Below are 17,707 nucleotides of genomic sequence, written 5' to 3'. Positions count from 1 at the left end.
GGATGAGAACCTTGAGCCCCGTGCGCTCTTTATGTCGGGTGGCGCTGCGCTTACCCGACCTACAAAAAACTACTCTTCAACCATCCGTGCATACTCTTCTGTAAGAAAATCCACCAGCGCCCTGACGGACGGCAGTAATCCGCGTCTTGATGGATAAACCGCATGAATCACTTCTCTTTTTGGCTCCCACGCCTCCAGCACCCGAATCAGCTCTCCTGATGCCAACTGATCTTTCACCATCAATATCGGCAGTTGCACCACACCGATCCCCGCCATGGCCGCTTCACGCAGCGCCAGCATGTCGGTGGTAATCAGGCGCGGGGTAAAATGGATTTCTGCTTTCGCGCCTTCCGGGCCGCATAATTGCCATTTATGGATATGCTTACCCTCGCCCATACTCAACCCGGGCCAGGCGCTGAGTTCTGACGGCATCGACGGTTTTCCCAGGCGTTCAATCAAGGCCGGGCCCGCGACCAGGCAATGTCCCCGGTCGGCAAGCACCCGTAATACCAGATCGCTGTCATCAAACGGACGGGGACGCACGCGGATCGCCACATCCACACCTTCCCCCACCAGATCGACCCGCCGGTTCGTTGCTTCCAGCTGAAGGTTGATCCCGGGATAGCGCACCATAAACCGCGCCAGCATCGGGCCGACATGCACATGCAACAACGTGACAGGACAGGTGAGCCTGACGATACCGCGCGGTTCCGCCTGCAGCGCGGCCACGGCTTCTTCCGCTGCTTCCGCTTCAACCATCATGGCTTTGCAGTGTTGATAGAACGTCTGCCCGACCTCCGTTACCGTAAATTGTCGCGTTGTACGTTGAATTAACCGCACGCCGAGCCGCTCTTCAAGCTGCGCAATACGGCGGCTCAGCCTGGACTTAGGCAGATCGAGTGCCCGCCCTGCTGCAGCAAAACCACCGTAGTCGACCACTTTCACAAACCACACAAAGTCATTGAGATCCTGCATAAATCCTCATCGTTCTATTTTCAGAACAGTGAATGCCATTTTCACTCTCTACCGGAACATTAACTCTGAATATAAGCTAATTACATCAACAGAACATCAGGAGTTCATCATGAAAAACGTAACAGGCGTCTATACCGCCCCCCGTCAACACTGGGTTGGCAATGGTTTCCCGGTGCGTTCGATGTTTTCTTATCAGACACACGGCGAGTCGCTGAGCCCGTTCTTACTGCTGGACTACGCAGGCCCGCATACCTTCCCGGCGGACGGCACAAAACGCGGGGTGGGCGAGCATCCGCATCGTGGTTTTGAAACGGTCACCATTGTCTATTCCGGCGAAGTGGAGCATCGCGACTCCACCGGCAGAGGCGGCGTCATTGGTCCGGGCGACGTGCAGTGGATGACAGCCGGTGCAGGCATTCTGCATGAAGAGTTCCACTCCAGCGCGTTCGCGCACAAAGGCGGAGAACTCAAGATGATGCAGCTTTGGGTCAACCTGCCGGCGAAAGACAAAATGGCCACGCCGGGCTATCAGAGCATTACCAAAGCCGATATCCCGGTGGTGACGCTGCCCGACAACAGCGGCTCGCTGCGGGTTATCGCTGGTCACTACGACGATGTTAGCGGCCCGGCGCATACCTTCTCACCGCTGAACGTGTGGGACATTGCCCTCAACCAGGGCAGCCACGTCACGCTCAGTCAGCCAGAGGGCTGGAGCACGGCGCTGGTGGTGCTGGAAGGCCATGTCACGGTGAACGGTACGGCTCACGCGGGAGAAGCACAGCTGGTGGTCATGAGTCAGGAAGGTGACAGGTTACACCTGGAAGCCAGCAGCGATGCCAAAGTACTGCTGATGGCCGGTGCGCCGCTGAATGAACCGATTGTGGGCTACGGCCCGTTCGTGATGAACAGTAAAACCGAAATCAATGAAGCCATTCGTGATTTCAACTCCGGCCGTTTCGGCCAGATCTAACCGTAATAAAGGAGATGAACATGTCTACACCTGCCAACTTTAATGGAGCACGTCCGGTCATTGATGTGAACGATGCGGTGATGTTGCTTATCGACCACCAGAGTGGCCTGTTCCAGACCGTCGGCGATATGCCGATGCCTGAGCTGCGTGCCCGTGCGGCGGCTCTGGCGAAAATCGCGACGCTTGCGAACATCCCGGTGATCACCACCGCTTCCGTCCCGCAGGGCCCGAACGGTCCGCTCATCCCGGAAATTCATGCCAACGCGCCGCATGCACAGTATGTGGCACGTAAAGGGGAGATCAACGCCTGGGATAACCCGGAATTTGTGGCCGCGGTTAAAGCCACCGGACGTAAGACGTTGATTATCGCCGGTACCATCACCAGCGTCTGCATGGCATTTCCGTCGATTAGCGCAGTGGCGGATGGCTATAAAGTCTTTGCGGTGATTGATGCGTCCGGTACTTACAGCAAAATGGCGCAGGAGATCACCCTGGCCCGTGTGGTGCAGGCGGGCGTAGTGCCAATGGATACGGCGGCTGTTGCCTCTGAGATCCAGCGGACATGGAACCGTGAAGATGCGGCCGAGTGGGCAGAAGTCTACACGCACATTTTCCCGGCGTACCAGCTGCTGATCGAGAGCTACGGTAAGGCGCAGGAAGTGGTGAAAAACAGCGAAGCGCTCGATTCACAGCGTTAAGCGCCCGTGCTGTGACCAAAGCTGATTAAGGCTTAACCGAACACGCATTAAAGCTGAAAATCTGCTTGACCGTTTTAGCGCAACTCCCTATAGTAGCGCCCCGTTGCCCCCCAAGCGGTCAGGCAGCAAAACAATATGGTGAGGTGTCCGAGTGGCTGAAGGAGCACGCCTGGAAAGTGTGTATACGGCAACGTATCGGGGGTTCGAATCCCCCCCTCACCGCCATATTCAAGACAAGAGCTCGTACGAAAGTACGGGCTTTTTTCTTTTATAGTCTCCGAAAGGGGGGGGATGAGAATCCCCGACCGGGGTTCGACAACTGGCGACAGCCAGTTGGACAGACTGCGAGCGCAGCGAACAGGCTGCCCGAAGGGCGAGCGAAGCGAGTCAATCCCCCCCTCACCGCCATATTCAAGACAAGAGCTCGTACGAAAGTACGGGCTTTTTTCTTTTATAGTCGCCTTATCCCGCCGACAAGCCTCGTAGGCCCGTGCAAGCGTAGCGCCGCCGGGCGAAACCCACAAAGCGCACATTGCCAGCTGTCTGAGCCCGTATAGCAATACGGGCTACCACCATTAATTGTTCAGTTTCCCTGTGTTCTGCTCTCTCACGACAGAAGTCGTCTGTTCTGGATTCGCAGCAGGTTCATCTTTACGCTCTTCCAGCCAGTAATCCGCATTTTTAATCCCCAGTCGAATCGGGTCAAAGTGCGGATCAACCCCCTGCGCATTCTGAATTTCATAATCCTTAAGGCTGGCAAACGCTTTTTTATGTAAAAGCACAATGGCAATAATGTTAAGCCATGCCATCAGCCCTACCCCAATATCCCCCAGCCCCCATGCCAGATCCGCCGTACGAACTGTGCCATATACCGTTGAAGCCATCAGGCATAATTTGAGAACGAATGTCAGCCATGGACGGTGAATTTTACGGTTGATGAAGGCGATATTGGTTTCAGCAATATAGTAGTAAGCAATAATGGTCGTGAAGGCAAAGAAGAACAGCGCAACAGCAACAAAGTAATTACCAAAGCCTGGCATCATACTTTCCATTGCCGTCTGCACATAGCCAGGTCCTGCTGCCACGCCGGAAATACCGGTGTAGAGTGCAGCACCGTCAATGCCCTGGACGTTATACAGACCGGTGATCAACAGCATAAACCCGGTCGCCGAGCAGACAAACAGCGTGTCGATATAGACCGAGAAAGCCTGAACCAGCCCCTGCTTCACCGGATGGCTCACTGCCGCCGCGGATGACGCATGCGGCCCGGTACCTTGCGCCGCCTCGTTGGAATAGACCCCGCGCTTAACGCCCCACATGATAGCCTGACCAAGAATGGCACCAAAACCAGCTTCCAGACCAAAAGCGCTTTTCCAGATCAACAGAATCACACCAGGAAGCTCAGTAATATTAATGGCGATAATAACGCAAGCCACAATAATATAGCCGAGCGCCATAAACGGAACGACCATACTGCTAAAACTGGCGATCCTTTTCACACCACCGAAAATAATAAAACTTAACAGTACGGCAAGTAATGCCGCCGTGACATTTGGATCAAGCCCAAATGCAATATCCAGGCTGGCACCAATCGAGTTTGCTTGTACCCCTGGCAGTAATAAACCGCAGGAGAAAATGGTGACGACGGCAAATAACCATGCATACCATTTAACGCCTAATCCTTTTTCAATATAAAAGGCAGGACCGCCACGATATTCACCGTTGATTTTTTCTTTATAAACCTGGCCCAACGTAGATTCCACAAACGCAGAGCTGGCCCCCAAAAACGCCACAATCCACATCCAGAAAAGTGCGCCCGGTCCACCGAAGGTAATAGCGGTGGCAACGCCAGCAATGTTCCCGGTCCCTACACGCCCTGCCAGCGTCATCGTCAGTGCCTGGAACGACGATACGCCAGCATCGGTAGGACGCCCCTGAAACATCAAGGTAATCATATGTTTTATATGACGTAACTGCAAAAAACGACTACGTAATGAGAAATAGAGGCCGACACCCAGACATAAAAATATTAACGCCGGGCTCCAGATAACACCGTTAATTGCACCAACCAGTTCGTTCATGTATGACCCTCAACGTGATGTTCCAGGGAAACGGTTCCCCATGGGATTTTCTTGTTAGAATGTTGTTTGAATCAGTACGAAACATAGAGAATTAGACACAATACACCAACTTAATTTTCACATCTTAGTAACATTATGTGACAACATTCACGTTTAAATTTGAGCGAACAATTAGCGCGATCATGATATTCATGGGTACTTTGTGGATATTATAAATACACATCACATTTCGCTGAGCGTGATAAAAAAACCAGCGTCAAAAATGAATAACCGACATGATCAATTCCGCAAGACAGGCAATCTTTTAAAAGACAACCAGACGCGAGTCGTGAGAAGAAATAAACGAAGCTTCCCGGCATTACGCCGGGAAGAGATGACAGGTGAGCGGTAAAACGGCGATGTTTTACCGTCAGTCGGAATAGACTTCCAGCGTGCGTTGGCACAGCGCCGACCGCACACAATCTTCTTTGGTAAAGCGTACTACCCCAATCATGTCGTCTTCCTCAAAACGTGACATGGCGTCGCTCAAGCCGGATTTCACGCCGGATGGCAGGTCGCACTGGGTAATATCACCATTGACGATAACCGTCACGTTCTCCCCGAGGCGCGTTAAGAACATCTTCATTTGCGCAGCGGTCACGTTCTGAGCCTCGTCAAGAATGACGACCGCATTTTCAAATGTACGTCCGCGCATATAGGCGAACGGCGCGATTTCCACCTTGCCAATCTCTGGTCGCAGGCAGTACTGCATAAAGGATGCACCCAGTCGCTTCACCAGTACGTCATATACGGGCCTGAAGTAAGGGGCAAACTTCTCCGATATGTCACCGGGTAAGAAGCCGAGATCTTCATCAGCTTGCAGTACCGGACGGGTAACAATAATTCTCTCCACGTCCTTATGGATCAGGGCCTCCGCTGCTTTGGCTGCACTGATCCAGGTTTTCCCGCATCCGGCTTCACCGGTTGCAAAGATGAGCTGTTTACTCTCGATAGCATTCAGGTAGTGCGCCTGAGCCTCATTGCGCGCCACAATTGGGGAATTATCACGGCTGTCCCGCGCCATGCCAATTGCTTCTACGCCACTCATCTGCACAAGCGAGGTGACCGATTCTTCTTCACGCTGTTTATGACTACGTGAATCCCGTCTCAGCACACGTTTTGCTTCGCGACGAGCTTTGATCACTGCTTTTTGTCTTCCCATGGATAGCACCTTGAGTTGTTGGTATTCATCACACGCGCCAGTTTCGGCACGATTATGCGCACGAACATCAGAGGGTTGGCTTCCTTGTAAGCCATTGCTTGCCTTGCCGGATGACGATACAGAATAGCTACGCGCACCATTCTGCACGTCGGTAGAATCTGATTTCTGAATAAAAGGGGAGAATTTAGTGGTGAGGAAATCGCTGCCGGAGTCTGAGCCTCCGCGCCGGGTACTGCGGTTGTTGTGTTTACCTTGTCCAGTACAGGACGATACCATTCGCGATCTCCATAGTGATTCAGCATCACTGCCGGGAACTACCGCTGTCTTATCTTAAGTACATCAGGGATTATCATAAATGCAACATTTATTTTACCTGAATGCAACTTTTAAGACTGCTCCTGCAGTTGAAAACAGTCTCATACAGGAATATTACAGAAATATAACAGAGGGATAGTCATATGAAAAAATAATGTCCCCACGAACTATCGCAGGGACAATTATCAGGCTTCTATCAGCCCTTGCGCGAGCCAGGCGTTCGAATCGCGCACGCCTGGCAGCGCGAAGAAATAGCCGCCGCCGATAGGTTTAACGTACTCTTCCAGCGCTTCGCCGTTTAACCGCTTCTGCACGGTGAGGAAGCCCTTCTCCAGATCGTGCTGATAGCAGACAAACAGCAGCCCCATATCCAGCTGACCGGAATTGGTCACCCCCAGCGAGTAGCTATAGCCCCGGCGCATCATCAGGTTTGACTGCGTCTCTTTGGTGCGCGGGTTCGCCAGCCGGATATGGCTGTCCAGCGCAATGGTATCGCCATTAGGATCGCTGGCGTAATCCGGCACATCATGCTCGTGCTTCATGCCAAGCGGCGCCCCGCTCTGCTTGTCACGGCCAAAGATCGTCTGCTGCTCTTTAAGCGGCGTGCGATCCCAGAATTCCACATGGAACTGAATCACCCGCACCGCCTGATAGCTCCCGCCGACGGCCCAGGCAGGCTCACCCTGATCGGCTGTGACCCAGACGACCTCTTTCATTAGCGCGCCGTTGCTGCTGTCCGGGTTGGCGGTGCCATCCTTAAAGCCCAGCAGGTTCACCGGCGTCTCTTTGCCTTTGCTGCGGGCAGCATGGTCAGAGATAAACCCTTCCCGCTTCCAGCGCACGCTCAACAGATCAGGCGTGTGTTTGATGATATCCCGCAGAGCGTGGATCACCGTGTCCTGCGTGTTAGCGCAAATCTGCAGGAGCAGATCGCCGTGGCAGAGAGCAGCATCCAGAGAATCATTCGGGAAACGCGTCATTTTTTGCAGCGCTTTCGGCTTCTGTTTTGCCAGCCCGTAACGTTCATCAAACAGCGATTCGCCCAGCGACACCGTAATGGTCAGATTATCCGGGGCGATGAACGACCCTAAGATCCCCGAGTCCATAGGCGGCAGTCTTGGATTTGGCGTTTCTGGCGCCGGTCCCCCTGCAGTCAAAAACGCGATGCGCGTGGTCAGCAGGCGAAACAGGCGCTCCAGGTCAGCTTTATCACTTGCCAGCGAATCAAAGGCCACCAGCATCATGGAGGCCTGCTGTGGTGTCAGAATGCCCGCCTGATGCTCGCCATAGAAAGGCTGCGTCTCCATACGGGCATCCGGTGACAGCGTACCGGGCGCACTTTGCGGTTTTACCGCATGCGCCACCGGACACCCTCCGGCCAGGGCAAATGCGCCCCCCAGCGCCCCTACCCCTTTCAACAACCGACGACGTGACGGTTCTGCCACGTCGTATTCGTCATGCTTGTTCATCGTGCTTAGTCCAGACCCAGTACGCCACGCAGCAGGGAGAGATCTTCCGCCAGGGTGGTAATCGGGCCTTTCAGCGCGTTACGGTCGGCGTCGGTCAGTTTGTCGTAGGTTTCAAACCCGTCTTTGGTGCGGTACTTCGCCAGAATGGTGTCGACTTTCTTAAAGTTGGCATCCACTTTCGCCAGCAGCTCGCTGTTCTCTTTCTGCAGCTGTGGGCGCAGCAGGTTAACAATTTTCTGCGCGCCATCGACGTTCGCCTGGAAATCCCACAGATCAGTGTGGCTGTAGCGATCTTCTTCACCGCTGATTTTGCTGGCGGCCACTTCTTCAATCAGTCCGGCCGCACCGCCCACCACTTTAGATGGCGGGAAGGCCAGCTCGCTGATGCGCTTTTGCAGCTCCAGCACGTCGCTGTTGAGCTGATCGGCATACTTCTCCATCCCTTTGGTAGAGTTATCGCCAAACAGGGCTTTCTCCAGACGGTGGAAGCCGGTGAATTTTGGATCGGCCGCTTTCTGCTCGTAATCGTCTTCACGGGCATCAATGCTGCCATCAAGATCGGAGAACAGCTCCGCAATCGGCTCAATGCGCTCGTAGTGCTGACGGGTGGGCGCATACAGGGATTTCGCTTTGTCGATATCGCCCGCTTTCACCGCATCCGTAAAGGCTTTGGTTCCCGCTGCCAGGTCTGCCGTCTCTTTGATGACATACGCTTTATAAGCGGTGATGGCATCGCCCAGGCTCAGCAAGGCCGTGCCTTTCGCGGCATCCGCTGTGGCATTCCCCTTAACGATGAGCTTACCTTTCGGGTTGGTCAGCAGACCGCAGGTCATGTCATATTCACCCGGCTGCAGGTTAGCCGTCATTTTCTGGCTAAAGCCCGGCGCGATATTTTCGCGCTCTTCCACGACCATCACGCCTTTGAGAATTTCCCACTCCAGCGCTTTCTGGCTGTGGTTCTGAATAATAAATTGTGTCTTACCGCTGTTGACCGTAATGGTCATCGGCTCACACTGCTTATCATTCACCGTCACCTTGACCTGTGGAATATCAGCAGCCTGAGCGGCGAAGGCAGAAGCAACAAGCGCTGCCACACCAACCTGTAACGCACTACGACGAAATTGAATTGCCATGACCCTTCCCTTTTAAAAGTATGTTGTAACTACAGTAAGCACATCAGGGCGCAGTACGCGACGGCTGAGCGCTGGGGCGCAATGGCATAAAGAACAGCGCCAGCGCCGGAATAAGATAGATAAAGTACATCGCCACTTCACTGACGCTTGGCGTTTCCTGGTAGCCGAAGATCCCTTCGAGCAGCGTGCCGGTCAGTGAATGGGTAGAAAGAACATTGCTGAGATCGAACGCCACATCCTGGAAGTGGTTCCACAGACCCGCCTCATGGAAAGCGCGAATCGCCCCTGCCGCCAGCCCTGCGGCCACCAGCAAAATGAACAGGCTGGTCCATTTAAAGAAGGCCCCCAGGTTCAGGCGAATGCCGCCCCAGTAGAGCAGGAAACCCAGCACCACGGCCGTTGCCAGCCCCAGCATCGCCCCCAGCGGTGGCCAGATCCCCACATCCTGCTGAAAGGCAGCCAGCAGGAAGAAAACGGATTCCAGACCTTCACGCGCCACGGCGAAAAAAACCATCATGATCAGCGCCCAGCCGTGATGATTTCCCTTCTGCAGGGCATTATCTACCGCCTGCTCCAGCTGCACCTTCACGTTACGCGAGACTTTACGCATCCAGAACACCATCCAGGTGAGGATCACCACCGCTATCACGGCAACGATACCTTCGAACAGCTCCTGCTCTTTCTGCGGGAATTCACCGGTGGTTTCATTGATCAGAATGCCCAGGCCCAGACAGAGCGCAGCGGCGAGGAAAACCCCTATCCACATCACCCCAATCCAGCGTCCGCGCTGGGTTCGCTTCAGATAACTGGCGATGAGGCTAACAATGAGGGCCGCTTCCAGGCCTTCGCGTAACATAATGAGAAATGGAACAAACATGCAGACACCTTAAATGTTTATCGCGGTCAACTGATGCAAAGAAAGGTAAATTCTTGTGATAGTGATTATCATTACGGCGATAAGAAAAACAAGCGAAATGTGTGGTTTTTGATGACGAGTTGTAAACGCATCGCGGGGTAATAGTTGCGCTCGTGACGTTCCGGTTTATAAGGTATAACGAAAATGCCCATTTACGGTTAATCAGCGCTGTGGCTAAATATCCGCCTCGCAAACTAACCGAAAATAAACCATGTTTAAGATTGTCCATTTCCTGCTGGCGCTGGTGATTATTCTTGCGCTTGCCTGGCTGGTAAGTTTTGACCGCCGAAAAATTCGCATTCGCTTTGTTTTACAGCTGATCGTTATTGAAATTGCGCTGGCGTTCTTTTTCCTGCACGCCGAAAGCGGGTTATTCCTGATTAAATACGTCTCCGGTTTCTTTGAATCACTGCTGAAATTTGCCGGCGAAGGGACCAATTTCGTCTTTGGCGGAATGGGTGAAAAAGGGCTGGCGTTCATTTTCCTCGGCGTGCTTTGCCCGATTATTTTTATCTCCGCACTCATTGGTATTCTTCAGCACTGGCGCATTCTGCCGATTTTTATTCGGCTGATTGGCACGCTGCTGTCAAAACTGAACGGCATGGGCAAGCTGGAATCCTTTAACGCGGTGAGTTCGCTGATCCTCGGACAGTCTGAAAACTTTATTGCCTACAAGGGCGTACTGGGCGATCTCTCGTCACGTCGTCTGTTCACCATGGCGGCCACGGCCATGTCGACCGTCTCCCTGTCGATTGTCGGTGCCTATATGACCATGCTCGACGCTAAATTTGTGGTGGCGGCGCTCATTCTGAACATGTTCAGCACCTTTATTATTCTCTCCGTCATCAACCCGGTTCGCGCGGAAGCGGAGCCGGATATTAAGCTCGAAAAACTGCATGAATCCCAGAGCTTCTTCGAAATGCTGGGCGAGTATATTCTGGCCGGTTTTAAAGTGGCGATGATTATTCTGGCGATGCTGATTGGCTTTATTGCGCTTATTAGCGCCATTAACGCCCTCTTCTCCAGCGTATTTGGTATGAGCTTCCAGCAGATCCTGGGCTATGTGTTTTATCCGCTGGCGTGGCTGGTGGGTATTCCGCTGGGCGATGCCTTAAATGCCGGCAGTATTATGGCAACTAAGCTGGTAGCGAATGAATTTGTGGCGATGATTGAGCTACAAAAAATTGCGCATCAGATGTCACCGCGCGGGCTGGGAATTTTATCCGTGTTCCTGGTGTCGTTCGCCAACTTCGCCTCTATCGGTATTGTCGCAGGTGCAATCAAGGGCCTGAACGAGCAGCAGGGCAACGTGGTGTCGCGGTTTGGTCTGCGTCTGGTGTATGGCGCGACGCTGGTGAGTTTGCTGTCGGCGAGCTTTGCGGGCCTGGTGCTGTGATGTGATGCCGGGTGGCGCACAGCGATCCCGGCCTACGATACAACAACGGCGGGTTATCCCGCCGTTTTCATTAGAACTGCACACACACCGGCTGATCGACCCGCATCACTGACTCCTGCGCAAAGCGGGATTTATAGATCCCGCGTAACGCCTCAATGTTCTTCTCGCTCTGCGCATCTTTTCCGTGGATCAGCATCAAGGCCTTGCTCGGCTCACGCGCCACTTTACCGTCGTTGCCCAGCCACTGTCCGCGCGCATCAAACACCGTTAAGCCATCACGAAAACGCGGCGTTACGTCCCGGTCAACAAACTGCTGCCACTCGTCGGGGGTGATCTGCGCCCCGGCCGGACGATTTAAGCCGAAATAAAGCGTGGTCTGCTGCATCTGGTTATCCACTTTGCAGGTGTCAGTCGCCGTATGCTGCGACGGTGCCGTACAGCCAGCCAACATCAGGAATACCACTGCCAGTAACCCTGTTTTGATTGTCATGCTTCGCTATCCTCATTGTTATAAGTGCAGCGATATCATCGTAAATTACGGATTTTGGCAAGAAAAAAGCCGGGTGGCGCTGACGCTCACCCGGCTTACAGTGTGCAGGAAGAAAAATTACTCAGCCTGGAGTTTCGTCGGCGGCGCAGTGTGGTAATGGGCATCCGCTTCCGCAAAGCGTTTCTGCATGGAGGCAGACGGCGCTTTACCCAGCAGGCTAAAGACCACAATACCGAGACTGCCGAAGATGAAGCCCGGGATAATTTCGTACAGGCCCAGCCACGCGAACTGTTTCCAGACGATAACCGTGACCGCACCGATAATCATCCCCGCCAGCGCGCCGTTACGGGTCATACGCGACCACATCACGGAGAACAGCACCACCGGACCAAACGCCGCACCAAAGCCCGCCCACGCGTAGCTCACCAGACCCAGCACGCGGTTTTCCGGGTTCGACGCCAGCGCAATGGCCACCAGCGCCACCACCAGCACCATGAAGCGCCCTACCCACACCAGCTCTTTCTGGCTTGCGCCTTTACGCAGGAATGCCTTGTAGAGGTCTTCGGTGATCGCACTGGAGCAGACCAGCAGCTGGCAGCTCAGGGTGGACATCACCGCCGCCAGAATAGCGGAGAGCAGAATACCGGCGATCCACGGGTTAAACAGCACCTGCGCCAGCTCGATAAACACACGCTCGGCGTTCTGGTTTACCGCGCCCGCCTGCGCCGGGTTGTTGTTGAAGTATGCAATGCCAAAGAAGCCCACCGCGCACGCCCCTGCCAGGCAGAGGATCATCCACGTCATACTGATGCGACGCGCATGAACGATGGTGTGGTGAGAGTCGGCCGCCATAAAGCGCGCCAGGATATGCGGCTGACCGAAATAGCCCAGACCCCAGCCCATCAGGGAGACGATGGCGACAAAGTTCAGCCCTTTCAGCATATCGACGTTTTCAATGCTCTTCTGCTTGATCACTTCCAGCGACTCGCCAAAACCACCAACGGTGAAGATCACAATCACCGGGGTCAGGATCAGGGCGAAAATCATCAGGCTCGCCTGCACGGTGTCGGTCCAGCTTACCGCCAGGAACCCACCCACGAAGGTGTAGAGGATGGTAGCCGCCGCACCGGCCCACAGGGCGGTTTCGTAGCTCATGCCGAAGGTGCTTTCGAACAGACGCGCACCGGCCACAATGCCGGAGGCACAATAGATAGTGAAGAACAGCAGGATCACCACCGCCGAGATAATGCGCAGGATGCGGCTGTTATCTTCGAAACGGCCGGTGAAATAATCCGGCAGCGTCAGGGCGTTGTTGTTCACTTCGGTATGCACGCGCAGACGGCCTGCTACCAGCTTCCAGTTAATCCACGCCCCGAGAGTCAGGCCAATGGCGATCCAGCTTTCAGAGATGCCGGAGATGAAAATCGCACCCGGCAGCCCCATCAGCAGCCAGCCACTCATGTCCGATGCCCCCGCAGAAAGCGCAGTCACCATTGGGCCTAAACTGCGGCCACCCAGAATGTAGTCGTCAAAGTTCTTTGTAGAACGCCATGCCAAAAACCCTATCAGGATCATGCCAAAAATATAAACGAGAAATGTCACCAGCATCGGTGTGCTCATTGCCATTCAAATTCTCCAAAAGTCGAGCGACAACCGTCCGGGTTGCCTTGTTATGTCATCACCGGAACGGGGTGATGGGTATCTGTGTTTCTGTTGGCCGCGCGTATCCTGCCGTAAGCAGTGCTCGCACACAAACGATTTAACACTGCATTTACATCAAATTCATCCCCGGTTTTATATGTCTTTCCTATAGGTTGCACTCGCTCACATTTATACGGGTTGCACCTTTTAAAAGTGTTAAGTACCGCATAAAAACAGGCTTCGCATGCAGAAGCCAGCGCTTTTTTCCAGCTAACCATCCGTTAACAATCCATTCATTTTTCAGCTTGCTAGCCGGGTCACATTTAACACGGTTGCACAAAGTTGCAACATGGTGGATATTTCAGGCTAACCACCGAACACGATCAAAGAACAACAGGAGTTTTGGCATGGGCATGACCACCATGGGGGTTAAGCTGGATGACGCAACCCGCGAACGGATTAAGACCGCAGCAACCCGCATTGACCGCACGCCGCACTGGCTAATCAAGCAGGCAATTTTTAACTATCTTGAACGGCTTGAGAGCGACGAAGGTCTGCCCGAGCTGCCCGCCCTGCTGGCAGGTGCCGCCAATGAGAGCGAAGACGCGCCGGTTGCTGGCGACGAGAATCATCAGCCGTTCCTGGAGTTCGCGGAGCAGATCCTGCCGCAGTCCGTCAGCCGCGCCGCCATTACCGGTGCGTACCGCCGTGCTGAAACGGACGCCGTGCCAATGCTGCTGGAGCAGGCTCGCCTGCCTGAAGCCGTCGCCGCGCAGGCGCACAGCCTGGCGTATCAACTGGCCGACAAACTGCGTAACCAGAAAACCGCCAGCGGCCGTGCCGGTATGGTGCAGAGCCTGCTGCAGGAGTTTTCCCTCTCCTCCCAGGAAGGCGTGGCGCTGATGTGTCTGGCAGAAGCACTGCTGCGTATTCCTGATAAAGCCACCCGCGATGCGCTGATCCGCGACAAAATCAGCAACGGCAACTGGCAGTCACACATTGGCCGCAGCCCGTCGCTGTTCGTTAACGCCGCCACCTGGGGCCTGCTGTTTACCGGCAAGCTGGTCTCGACCCACAACGAAGCGAACCTCTCCCGCTCCCTGAACCGTATTATCGGCAAGAGCGGCGAGCCGCTGATCCGCAAAGGCGTGGATATGGCGATGCGCCTGATGGGCGAGCAGTTTGTTACCGGTGAAACCATCGCCGAAGCGCTGGCCAACGCCCGCAAGCTGGAAGATAAAGGGTTCCGCTACTCTTACGACATGCTGGGTGAAGCGGCCCTGACCGCTGCCGACGCGCAGGCCTACATGGTCTCTTACCAGCAGGCGATCCACGCCATCGGTAAAGCGTCCAACGGTCGCGGTATTTATGAAGGTCCGGGCATCTCAATCAAGCTCTCCGCCCTGCACCCGCGCTACAGCCGCGCGCAGTACGACCGGGTGATGGAAGAGCTCTACCCGCGCCTGAAATCCCTGACCCTGCTGGCGCGCCAGTATGATATTGGCATCAACATCGACGCCGAAGAGGCAGACCGTCTGGAGATCTCGCTCGATCTGCTGGAAAAACTGTGCTTTGAGCCGGAACTGGCAGGCTGGAACGGAATTGGCTTTGTTATTCAGGCCTACCAGAAACGCTGCCCGTTCGTTATTGATTACCTGATTGACCTGGCCAGCCGCAGCCGTCGTCGCCTGATGATCCGACTGGTAAAAGGCGCTTACTGGGACAGCGAGATCAAACGTGCCCAGATGGAAGGTCTGGAAGGCTACCCGGTTTACACCCGCAAGGTTTACACCGACGTCTCTTACCTCGCCTGTGCGAAAAAGCTGCTCGGCGTACCAAACCTGATCTACCCGCAGTTCGCTACCCACAACGCTCATACCCTGGCGGCGATCTACACCCTGGCCGGGCAGAACTACTATCCGGGCCAGTACGAATTCCAGTGCCTGCACGGCATGGGTGAACCGCTGTATGAGCAGGTCACCGGTAAAGTGGCAGAGGGCAAGCTGAACCGTCCGTGCCGTATTTATGCTCCGGTCGGTACCCATGAAACCCTGCTGGCGTACCTGGTGCGTCGTCTGCTGGAGAACGGGGCGAACACCTCCTTCGTTAACCGCATTGCCGATACCACCCTGCCGCTGGACGAACTGGTTGCCGATCCGGTGCAGGCCGTTGAGAAAATGGCGGCTCAGGAAGGCCAGATTGGTCTGCCGCATCCGAAGATTGCCCTGCCGCGCGAGCTGTACGGCAAAGGCCGCATCAACTCGGCGGGTCTGGATCTCGCCAACGAACACCGTCTGGCGTCCCTCTCTTCTGCCCTGCTCAACAGCGCGCTGCAGAAATGGCAGGCCAAACCGATGCTGGAACAGCCGGTCGCAGACGGCGAGATGCAGCCGGTGATCAACCCGGCAGAGCCAAAAGATATTGTCGGCTACGTGCGTGAAGCCACGGAAGCGGAAGTGGAGCAGGCGCTGGAAAGCGCGGTAAACAACGCGCCAATCTGGTTCGCCACCCCGCCGCAAGAACGTGCCGCCATTCTGGAACGCGCCGCGGTGCTGATGGAAGATCAGATGCAGTCGCTCATTGGTATCCTGGTGCGCGAAGCGGGGAAAACCTTCAGCAACGCCATCGCCGAAGTCCGTGAAGCCGTCGACTTCCTGCACTACTATGCAGGCCAGGTGCGCGATGATTTCGATAACGAAACGCACCGCCCGCTTGGTCCTGTGGTCTGTATCAGCCCGTGGAACTTCCCGCTGGCGATCTTCACCGGCCAGATTGCCGCCGCGCTTGCCGCAGGCAACAGCGTGCTGGCCAAACCGGCGGAGCAAACCCCGCTGATTGCCGCTCAGGGGATTAACATCCTGCTGGAAGCGGGCGTACCGGCGGGCGTGGTGCAGCTGCTGCCAGGCCGGGGTGAAACGGTGGGTGCGAAGCTCACCGCGGATAACCGCGTGCGTGGCGTGATGTTTACCGGCTCGACCGAAGTGGCCTCCCTGCTGCAGCGTAACATCGCCACCCGTCTGGATGCCCAGGGCCGCCCAACGCCGCTCATCGCGGAAACCGGCGGCATGAACGCCATGATTGTCGACTCCTCTGCTCTCACCGAGCAGGTAGTGGTAGACGTGCTGGCCTCCGCCTTTGACAGCGCGGGTCAGCGCTGCTCCGCCCTGCGCGTGTTGTGCCTGCAGGACGACGTGGCCGACCACACGCTGAAGATGCTGCGTGGTGCCATGGCCGAGTGCCGCATGGGCAACCCGGGCCGCCTCACCACCGATATCGGGCCGGTGATCGACGCGGAAGCCAAAGCGAATATTGAAAACCACATTCAGGCCATGCGTGCCAAAGGCCGTCCGGTGTTCCAGGCCGTGCGCGAGAACAGCGAAGATGCCCGCGAGTGGCAGACCGGCACCTTTGTGCCGCCTACGCTTATCGAGCTGGCAAGCTTCGACGAGCTGAAAAAAGAGGTCTTCGGCCCGGTCCTGCACGTGGTGCGTTACAACCGTAACAACCTGAATGCATTGATTGAGCAGATCAACGCCTCCGGCTATGGCCTGACGCTCGGCGTGCATACCCGTATCGACGAAACCATCGCCCAAGTCACCGGCAGCGCCAAAGTGGGCAACCTGTACGTCAACCGCAACATGGTTGGCGCGGTCGTGGGCGTGCAGCCGTTCGGCGGCGAGGGGCTCTCCGGCACCGGTCCTAAAGCGGGTGGCCCGCTCTATCTGTACCGTCTGCTGGCGAACCGTCCTGAGCGCGCGCTGGGCGTGACGCTGGCACGCCAGGACGCGGACTATCCGGTGGATGTCCAGTTGAAAACCGTGCTGACGCAGCCGCTGGAAGCACTCATCAGCTGGGCGGAAAAACGTCCTGAGCTGCGCGCTGTCGCACAGCAGTACGGCGAGCTGGCGCAGGCTGGCACGCAGCGTCTGCTGCCGGGTCCTACCGGCGAACGCAACACCTGGACGCTGATGCCGCGCGAACGCGTGCTGTGCGTGGCGGATAACGAACAGGATGCGCTGGTTCAGCTGGCCGCCGCGATGGCAACGGGCTGTGAAGTGCTGTGGCCGGAAGACGGTCTGCACCGCGATCTGGCGAAGCAACTGCCGAAAGCGGTGTCTGCCCGCATTCACTTTGCGAAGCCTGATGCCCTGCTTGCGCAGCCGTTTGACGCGGTTATCTACCACGGTGATTCCGATCAACTGCGCGAACTGTGCGAGCAGGTTGCGGCCCGCAGCGGGGCGATTGTTTCGGTGCAGGGCTTCGCCCGCGGTGAAACCAACCTGCTGCTGGAGCGCTTGTACGTGGAGCGTTCGCTCAGCGTCAACACCGCGGCAGCGGGCGGTAACGCCAGCCTGATGACAATCGGGTAATCTTGTACACTCTCCCCGGTGACGCTACGCTAACCGGGGCTACAACTTCACC

Annotated in this window: 12 protein-coding genes, 1 tRNA gene and 1 other RNA gene; 6 read left to right on the top strand and 8 right to left on the bottom strand. The window is 55.7% G+C overall.

Annotated elements, in window-relative coordinates:
• Positions 1 to 69: 69 nt before the first annotated feature.
• On the bottom strand, positions 70 to 975 hold the full coding sequence (locus ACQG2G_RS07950) for a LysR family transcriptional regulator (protein ID WP_013097179.1): 906 nt from the start codon (positions 973 to 975) through the stop codon (positions 70 to 72).
• Between the two features lie 109 nt (positions 976 to 1,084).
• Here ACQG2G_RS07950 and ACQG2G_RS07945 point away from each other — a divergent pair, with 109 nt between their 5' ends.
• The 4 genes from ACQG2G_RS07945 (at position 1,085) to ACQG2G_RS07930 (ending at position 3,051) form a co-directional block, all read left to right on the top strand.
• Positions 1,085 to 1,945, top strand: a complete 861-nt coding sequence (locus tag ACQG2G_RS07945; protein WP_023622203.1) for a pirin family protein — start codon at positions 1,085 to 1,087, stop codon at positions 1,943 to 1,945.
• A gap of 20 nt (positions 1,946 to 1,965) precedes the next feature.
• Positions 1,966 to 2,643 carry an isochorismatase family protein gene (locus tag ACQG2G_RS07940; protein ID WP_020689641.1) on the top strand — a complete coding sequence of 226 codons (678 nt, stop codon included), beginning with the start codon at positions 1,966 to 1,968 and terminating at the stop codon, positions 2,641 to 2,643.
• Between the two features lie 137 nt (positions 2,644 to 2,780).
• Positions 2,781 to 2,868: transfer RNA gene (locus ACQG2G_RS07935), tRNA-Ser, on the top strand.
• A gap of 45 nt (positions 2,869 to 2,913) precedes the next feature.
• Positions 2,914 to 3,051: non-coding RNA, RtT sRNA (locus ACQG2G_RS07930), on the top strand.
• 167 nt (positions 3,052 to 3,218) lie between these two features.
• Here the strand turns inward: ACQG2G_RS07930 and ACQG2G_RS07925 are convergent.
• The 5 genes from ACQG2G_RS07925 to efeU form a co-directional block, all read right to left on the bottom strand.
• The gene (locus ACQG2G_RS07925) at positions 3,219 to 4,724 is read right to left on the bottom strand and encodes an alanine/glycine:cation symporter family protein (protein ID WP_061772762.1); all 1,506 of its coding nucleotides are present in this window, start codon (positions 4,722 to 4,724) and stop codon (positions 3,219 to 3,221) included.
• A gap of 409 nt (positions 4,725 to 5,133) precedes the next feature.
• Complete coding sequence (gene phoH, locus ACQG2G_RS07920; protein WP_013097183.1) at positions 5,134 to 5,925, bottom strand: phosphate starvation-inducible protein PhoH; 792 nt, start codon at positions 5,923 to 5,925, stop codon at positions 5,134 to 5,136.
• 500 nt (positions 5,926 to 6,425) lie between these two features.
• Positions 6,426 to 7,709 (bottom strand): iron uptake transporter deferrochelatase/peroxidase subunit, encoded by a 1,284-nt coding sequence (gene efeB, locus ACQG2G_RS07915; protein ID WP_061772760.1) that lies wholly within the window; start codon positions 7,707 to 7,709, stop codon positions 6,426 to 6,428.
• Positions 7,710 to 7,714: 5 nt separating this feature from the next.
• The gene (gene efeO / locus ACQG2G_RS07910) at positions 7,715 to 8,842 is read right to left on the bottom strand and encodes an iron uptake system protein EfeO (protein WP_013097185.1); all 1,128 of its coding nucleotides are present in this window, start codon (positions 8,840 to 8,842) and stop codon (positions 7,715 to 7,717) included.
• A 43-nt stretch (positions 8,843 to 8,885) separates the two neighbouring features.
• Positions 8,886 to 9,719, bottom strand: a complete 834-nt coding sequence (gene efeU, locus ACQG2G_RS07905; RefSeq protein ID WP_020689646.1) for an iron uptake transporter permease EfeU — start codon at positions 9,717 to 9,719, stop codon at positions 8,886 to 8,888.
• Between the two features lie 250 nt (positions 9,720 to 9,969).
• Here efeU and ACQG2G_RS07900 point away from each other — a divergent pair, with 250 nt between their 5' ends.
• Complete coding sequence (locus ACQG2G_RS07900; protein ID WP_061772290.1) at positions 9,970 to 11,154, top strand: NupC/NupG family nucleoside CNT transporter; 1,185 nt, start codon at positions 9,970 to 9,972, stop codon at positions 11,152 to 11,154.
• Between the two features lie 70 nt (positions 11,155 to 11,224).
• Here the strand turns inward: ACQG2G_RS07900 and ACQG2G_RS07895 are convergent, their stop codons facing one another.
• Both ACQG2G_RS07895 and putP read right to left on the bottom strand, forming a co-directional pair.
• The gene (locus tag ACQG2G_RS07895) at positions 11,225 to 11,644 is read right to left on the bottom strand and encodes a DUF3574 domain-containing protein (protein WP_061772254.1); all 420 of its coding nucleotides are present in this window, start codon (positions 11,642 to 11,644) and stop codon (positions 11,225 to 11,227) included.
• Between the two features lie 117 nt (positions 11,645 to 11,761).
• Entirely contained in the window at positions 11,762 to 13,270 is a 1,509-nt protein-coding gene (putP, locus tag ACQG2G_RS07890; RefSeq protein ID WP_029882760.1) for a sodium/proline symporter PutP, read from the bottom strand.
• A 422-nt stretch (positions 13,271 to 13,692) separates the two neighbouring features.
• Between putP and putA the strand changes: the two genes are divergently transcribed.
• Positions 13,693 to 17,655 (top strand): trifunctional transcriptional regulator/proline dehydrogenase/L-glutamate gamma-semialdehyde dehydrogenase, encoded by a 3,963-nt coding sequence (putA, locus tag ACQG2G_RS07885; RefSeq protein ID WP_040023863.1) that lies wholly within the window; start codon positions 13,693 to 13,695, stop codon positions 17,653 to 17,655.
• The last annotated feature ends 52 nt before the right edge of the window (positions 17,656 to 17,707 follow it).

It is taken from the genome of Enterobacter cloacae complex sp. 382A5 (genome assembly GCF_050031095.1).
Classification (GTDB): Bacteria; Pseudomonadota; Gammaproteobacteria; order Enterobacterales; family Enterobacteriaceae; genus Enterobacter; species Enterobacter cloacae.
The sequence above is the reverse complement of the archived record's forward strand: the minus strand, read 5'-3'. Positions and strand labels throughout refer to the sequence as shown.

Excerpts from the sequence above, each read along its gene's own strand:
- ACQG2G_RS07945 (WP_023622203.1), top strand. The coding sequence starts at position 1,085 with ATGAAAAACGTAACAGGCGTCTATACCGCCCCCCGTCAACACTGGGTT.
- putP (WP_029882760.1), bottom strand. The coding sequence starts at position 13,270 with ATGGCAATGAGCACACCGATGCTGGTGACATTTCTCGTTTATATTTTT.
- ACQG2G_RS07900 (WP_061772290.1), top strand. The coding sequence starts at position 9,970 with ATGTTTAAGATTGTCCATTTCCTGCTGGCGCTGGTGATTATTCTTGCG.
- phoH (WP_013097183.1), bottom strand. The coding sequence starts at position 5,925 with ATGGGAAGACAAAAAGCAGTGATCAAAGCTCGTCGCGAAGCAAAACGT.
- efeB (WP_061772760.1), bottom strand. The coding sequence starts at position 7,709 with ATGAACAAGCATGACGAATACGACGTGGCAGAACCGTCACGTCGTCGG.
- ACQG2G_RS07950 (WP_013097179.1), bottom strand. The coding sequence starts at position 975 with ATGCAGGATCTCAATGACTTTGTGTGGTTTGTGAAAGTGGTCGACTAC.
- putA (WP_040023863.1), top strand. The coding sequence starts at position 13,693 with ATGGGCATGACCACCATGGGGGTTAAGCTGGATGACGCAACCCGCGAA.
- efeO (WP_013097185.1), bottom strand. The coding sequence starts at position 8,842 with ATGGCAATTCAATTTCGTCGTAGTGCGTTACAGGTTGGTGTGGCAGCG.
- ACQG2G_RS07895 (WP_061772254.1), bottom strand. The coding sequence starts at position 11,644 with ATGACAATCAAAACAGGGTTACTGGCAGTGGTATTCCTGATGTTGGCT.
- ACQG2G_RS07940 (WP_020689641.1), top strand. The coding sequence starts at position 1,966 with ATGTCTACACCTGCCAACTTTAATGGAGCACGTCCGGTCATTGATGTG.
- ACQG2G_RS07925 (WP_061772762.1), bottom strand. The coding sequence starts at position 4,724 with ATGAACGAACTGGTTGGTGCAATTAACGGTGTTATCTGGAGCCCGGCG.
- efeU (WP_020689646.1), bottom strand. The coding sequence starts at position 9,719 with ATGTTTGTTCCATTTCTCATTATGTTACGCGAAGGCCTGGAAGCGGCC.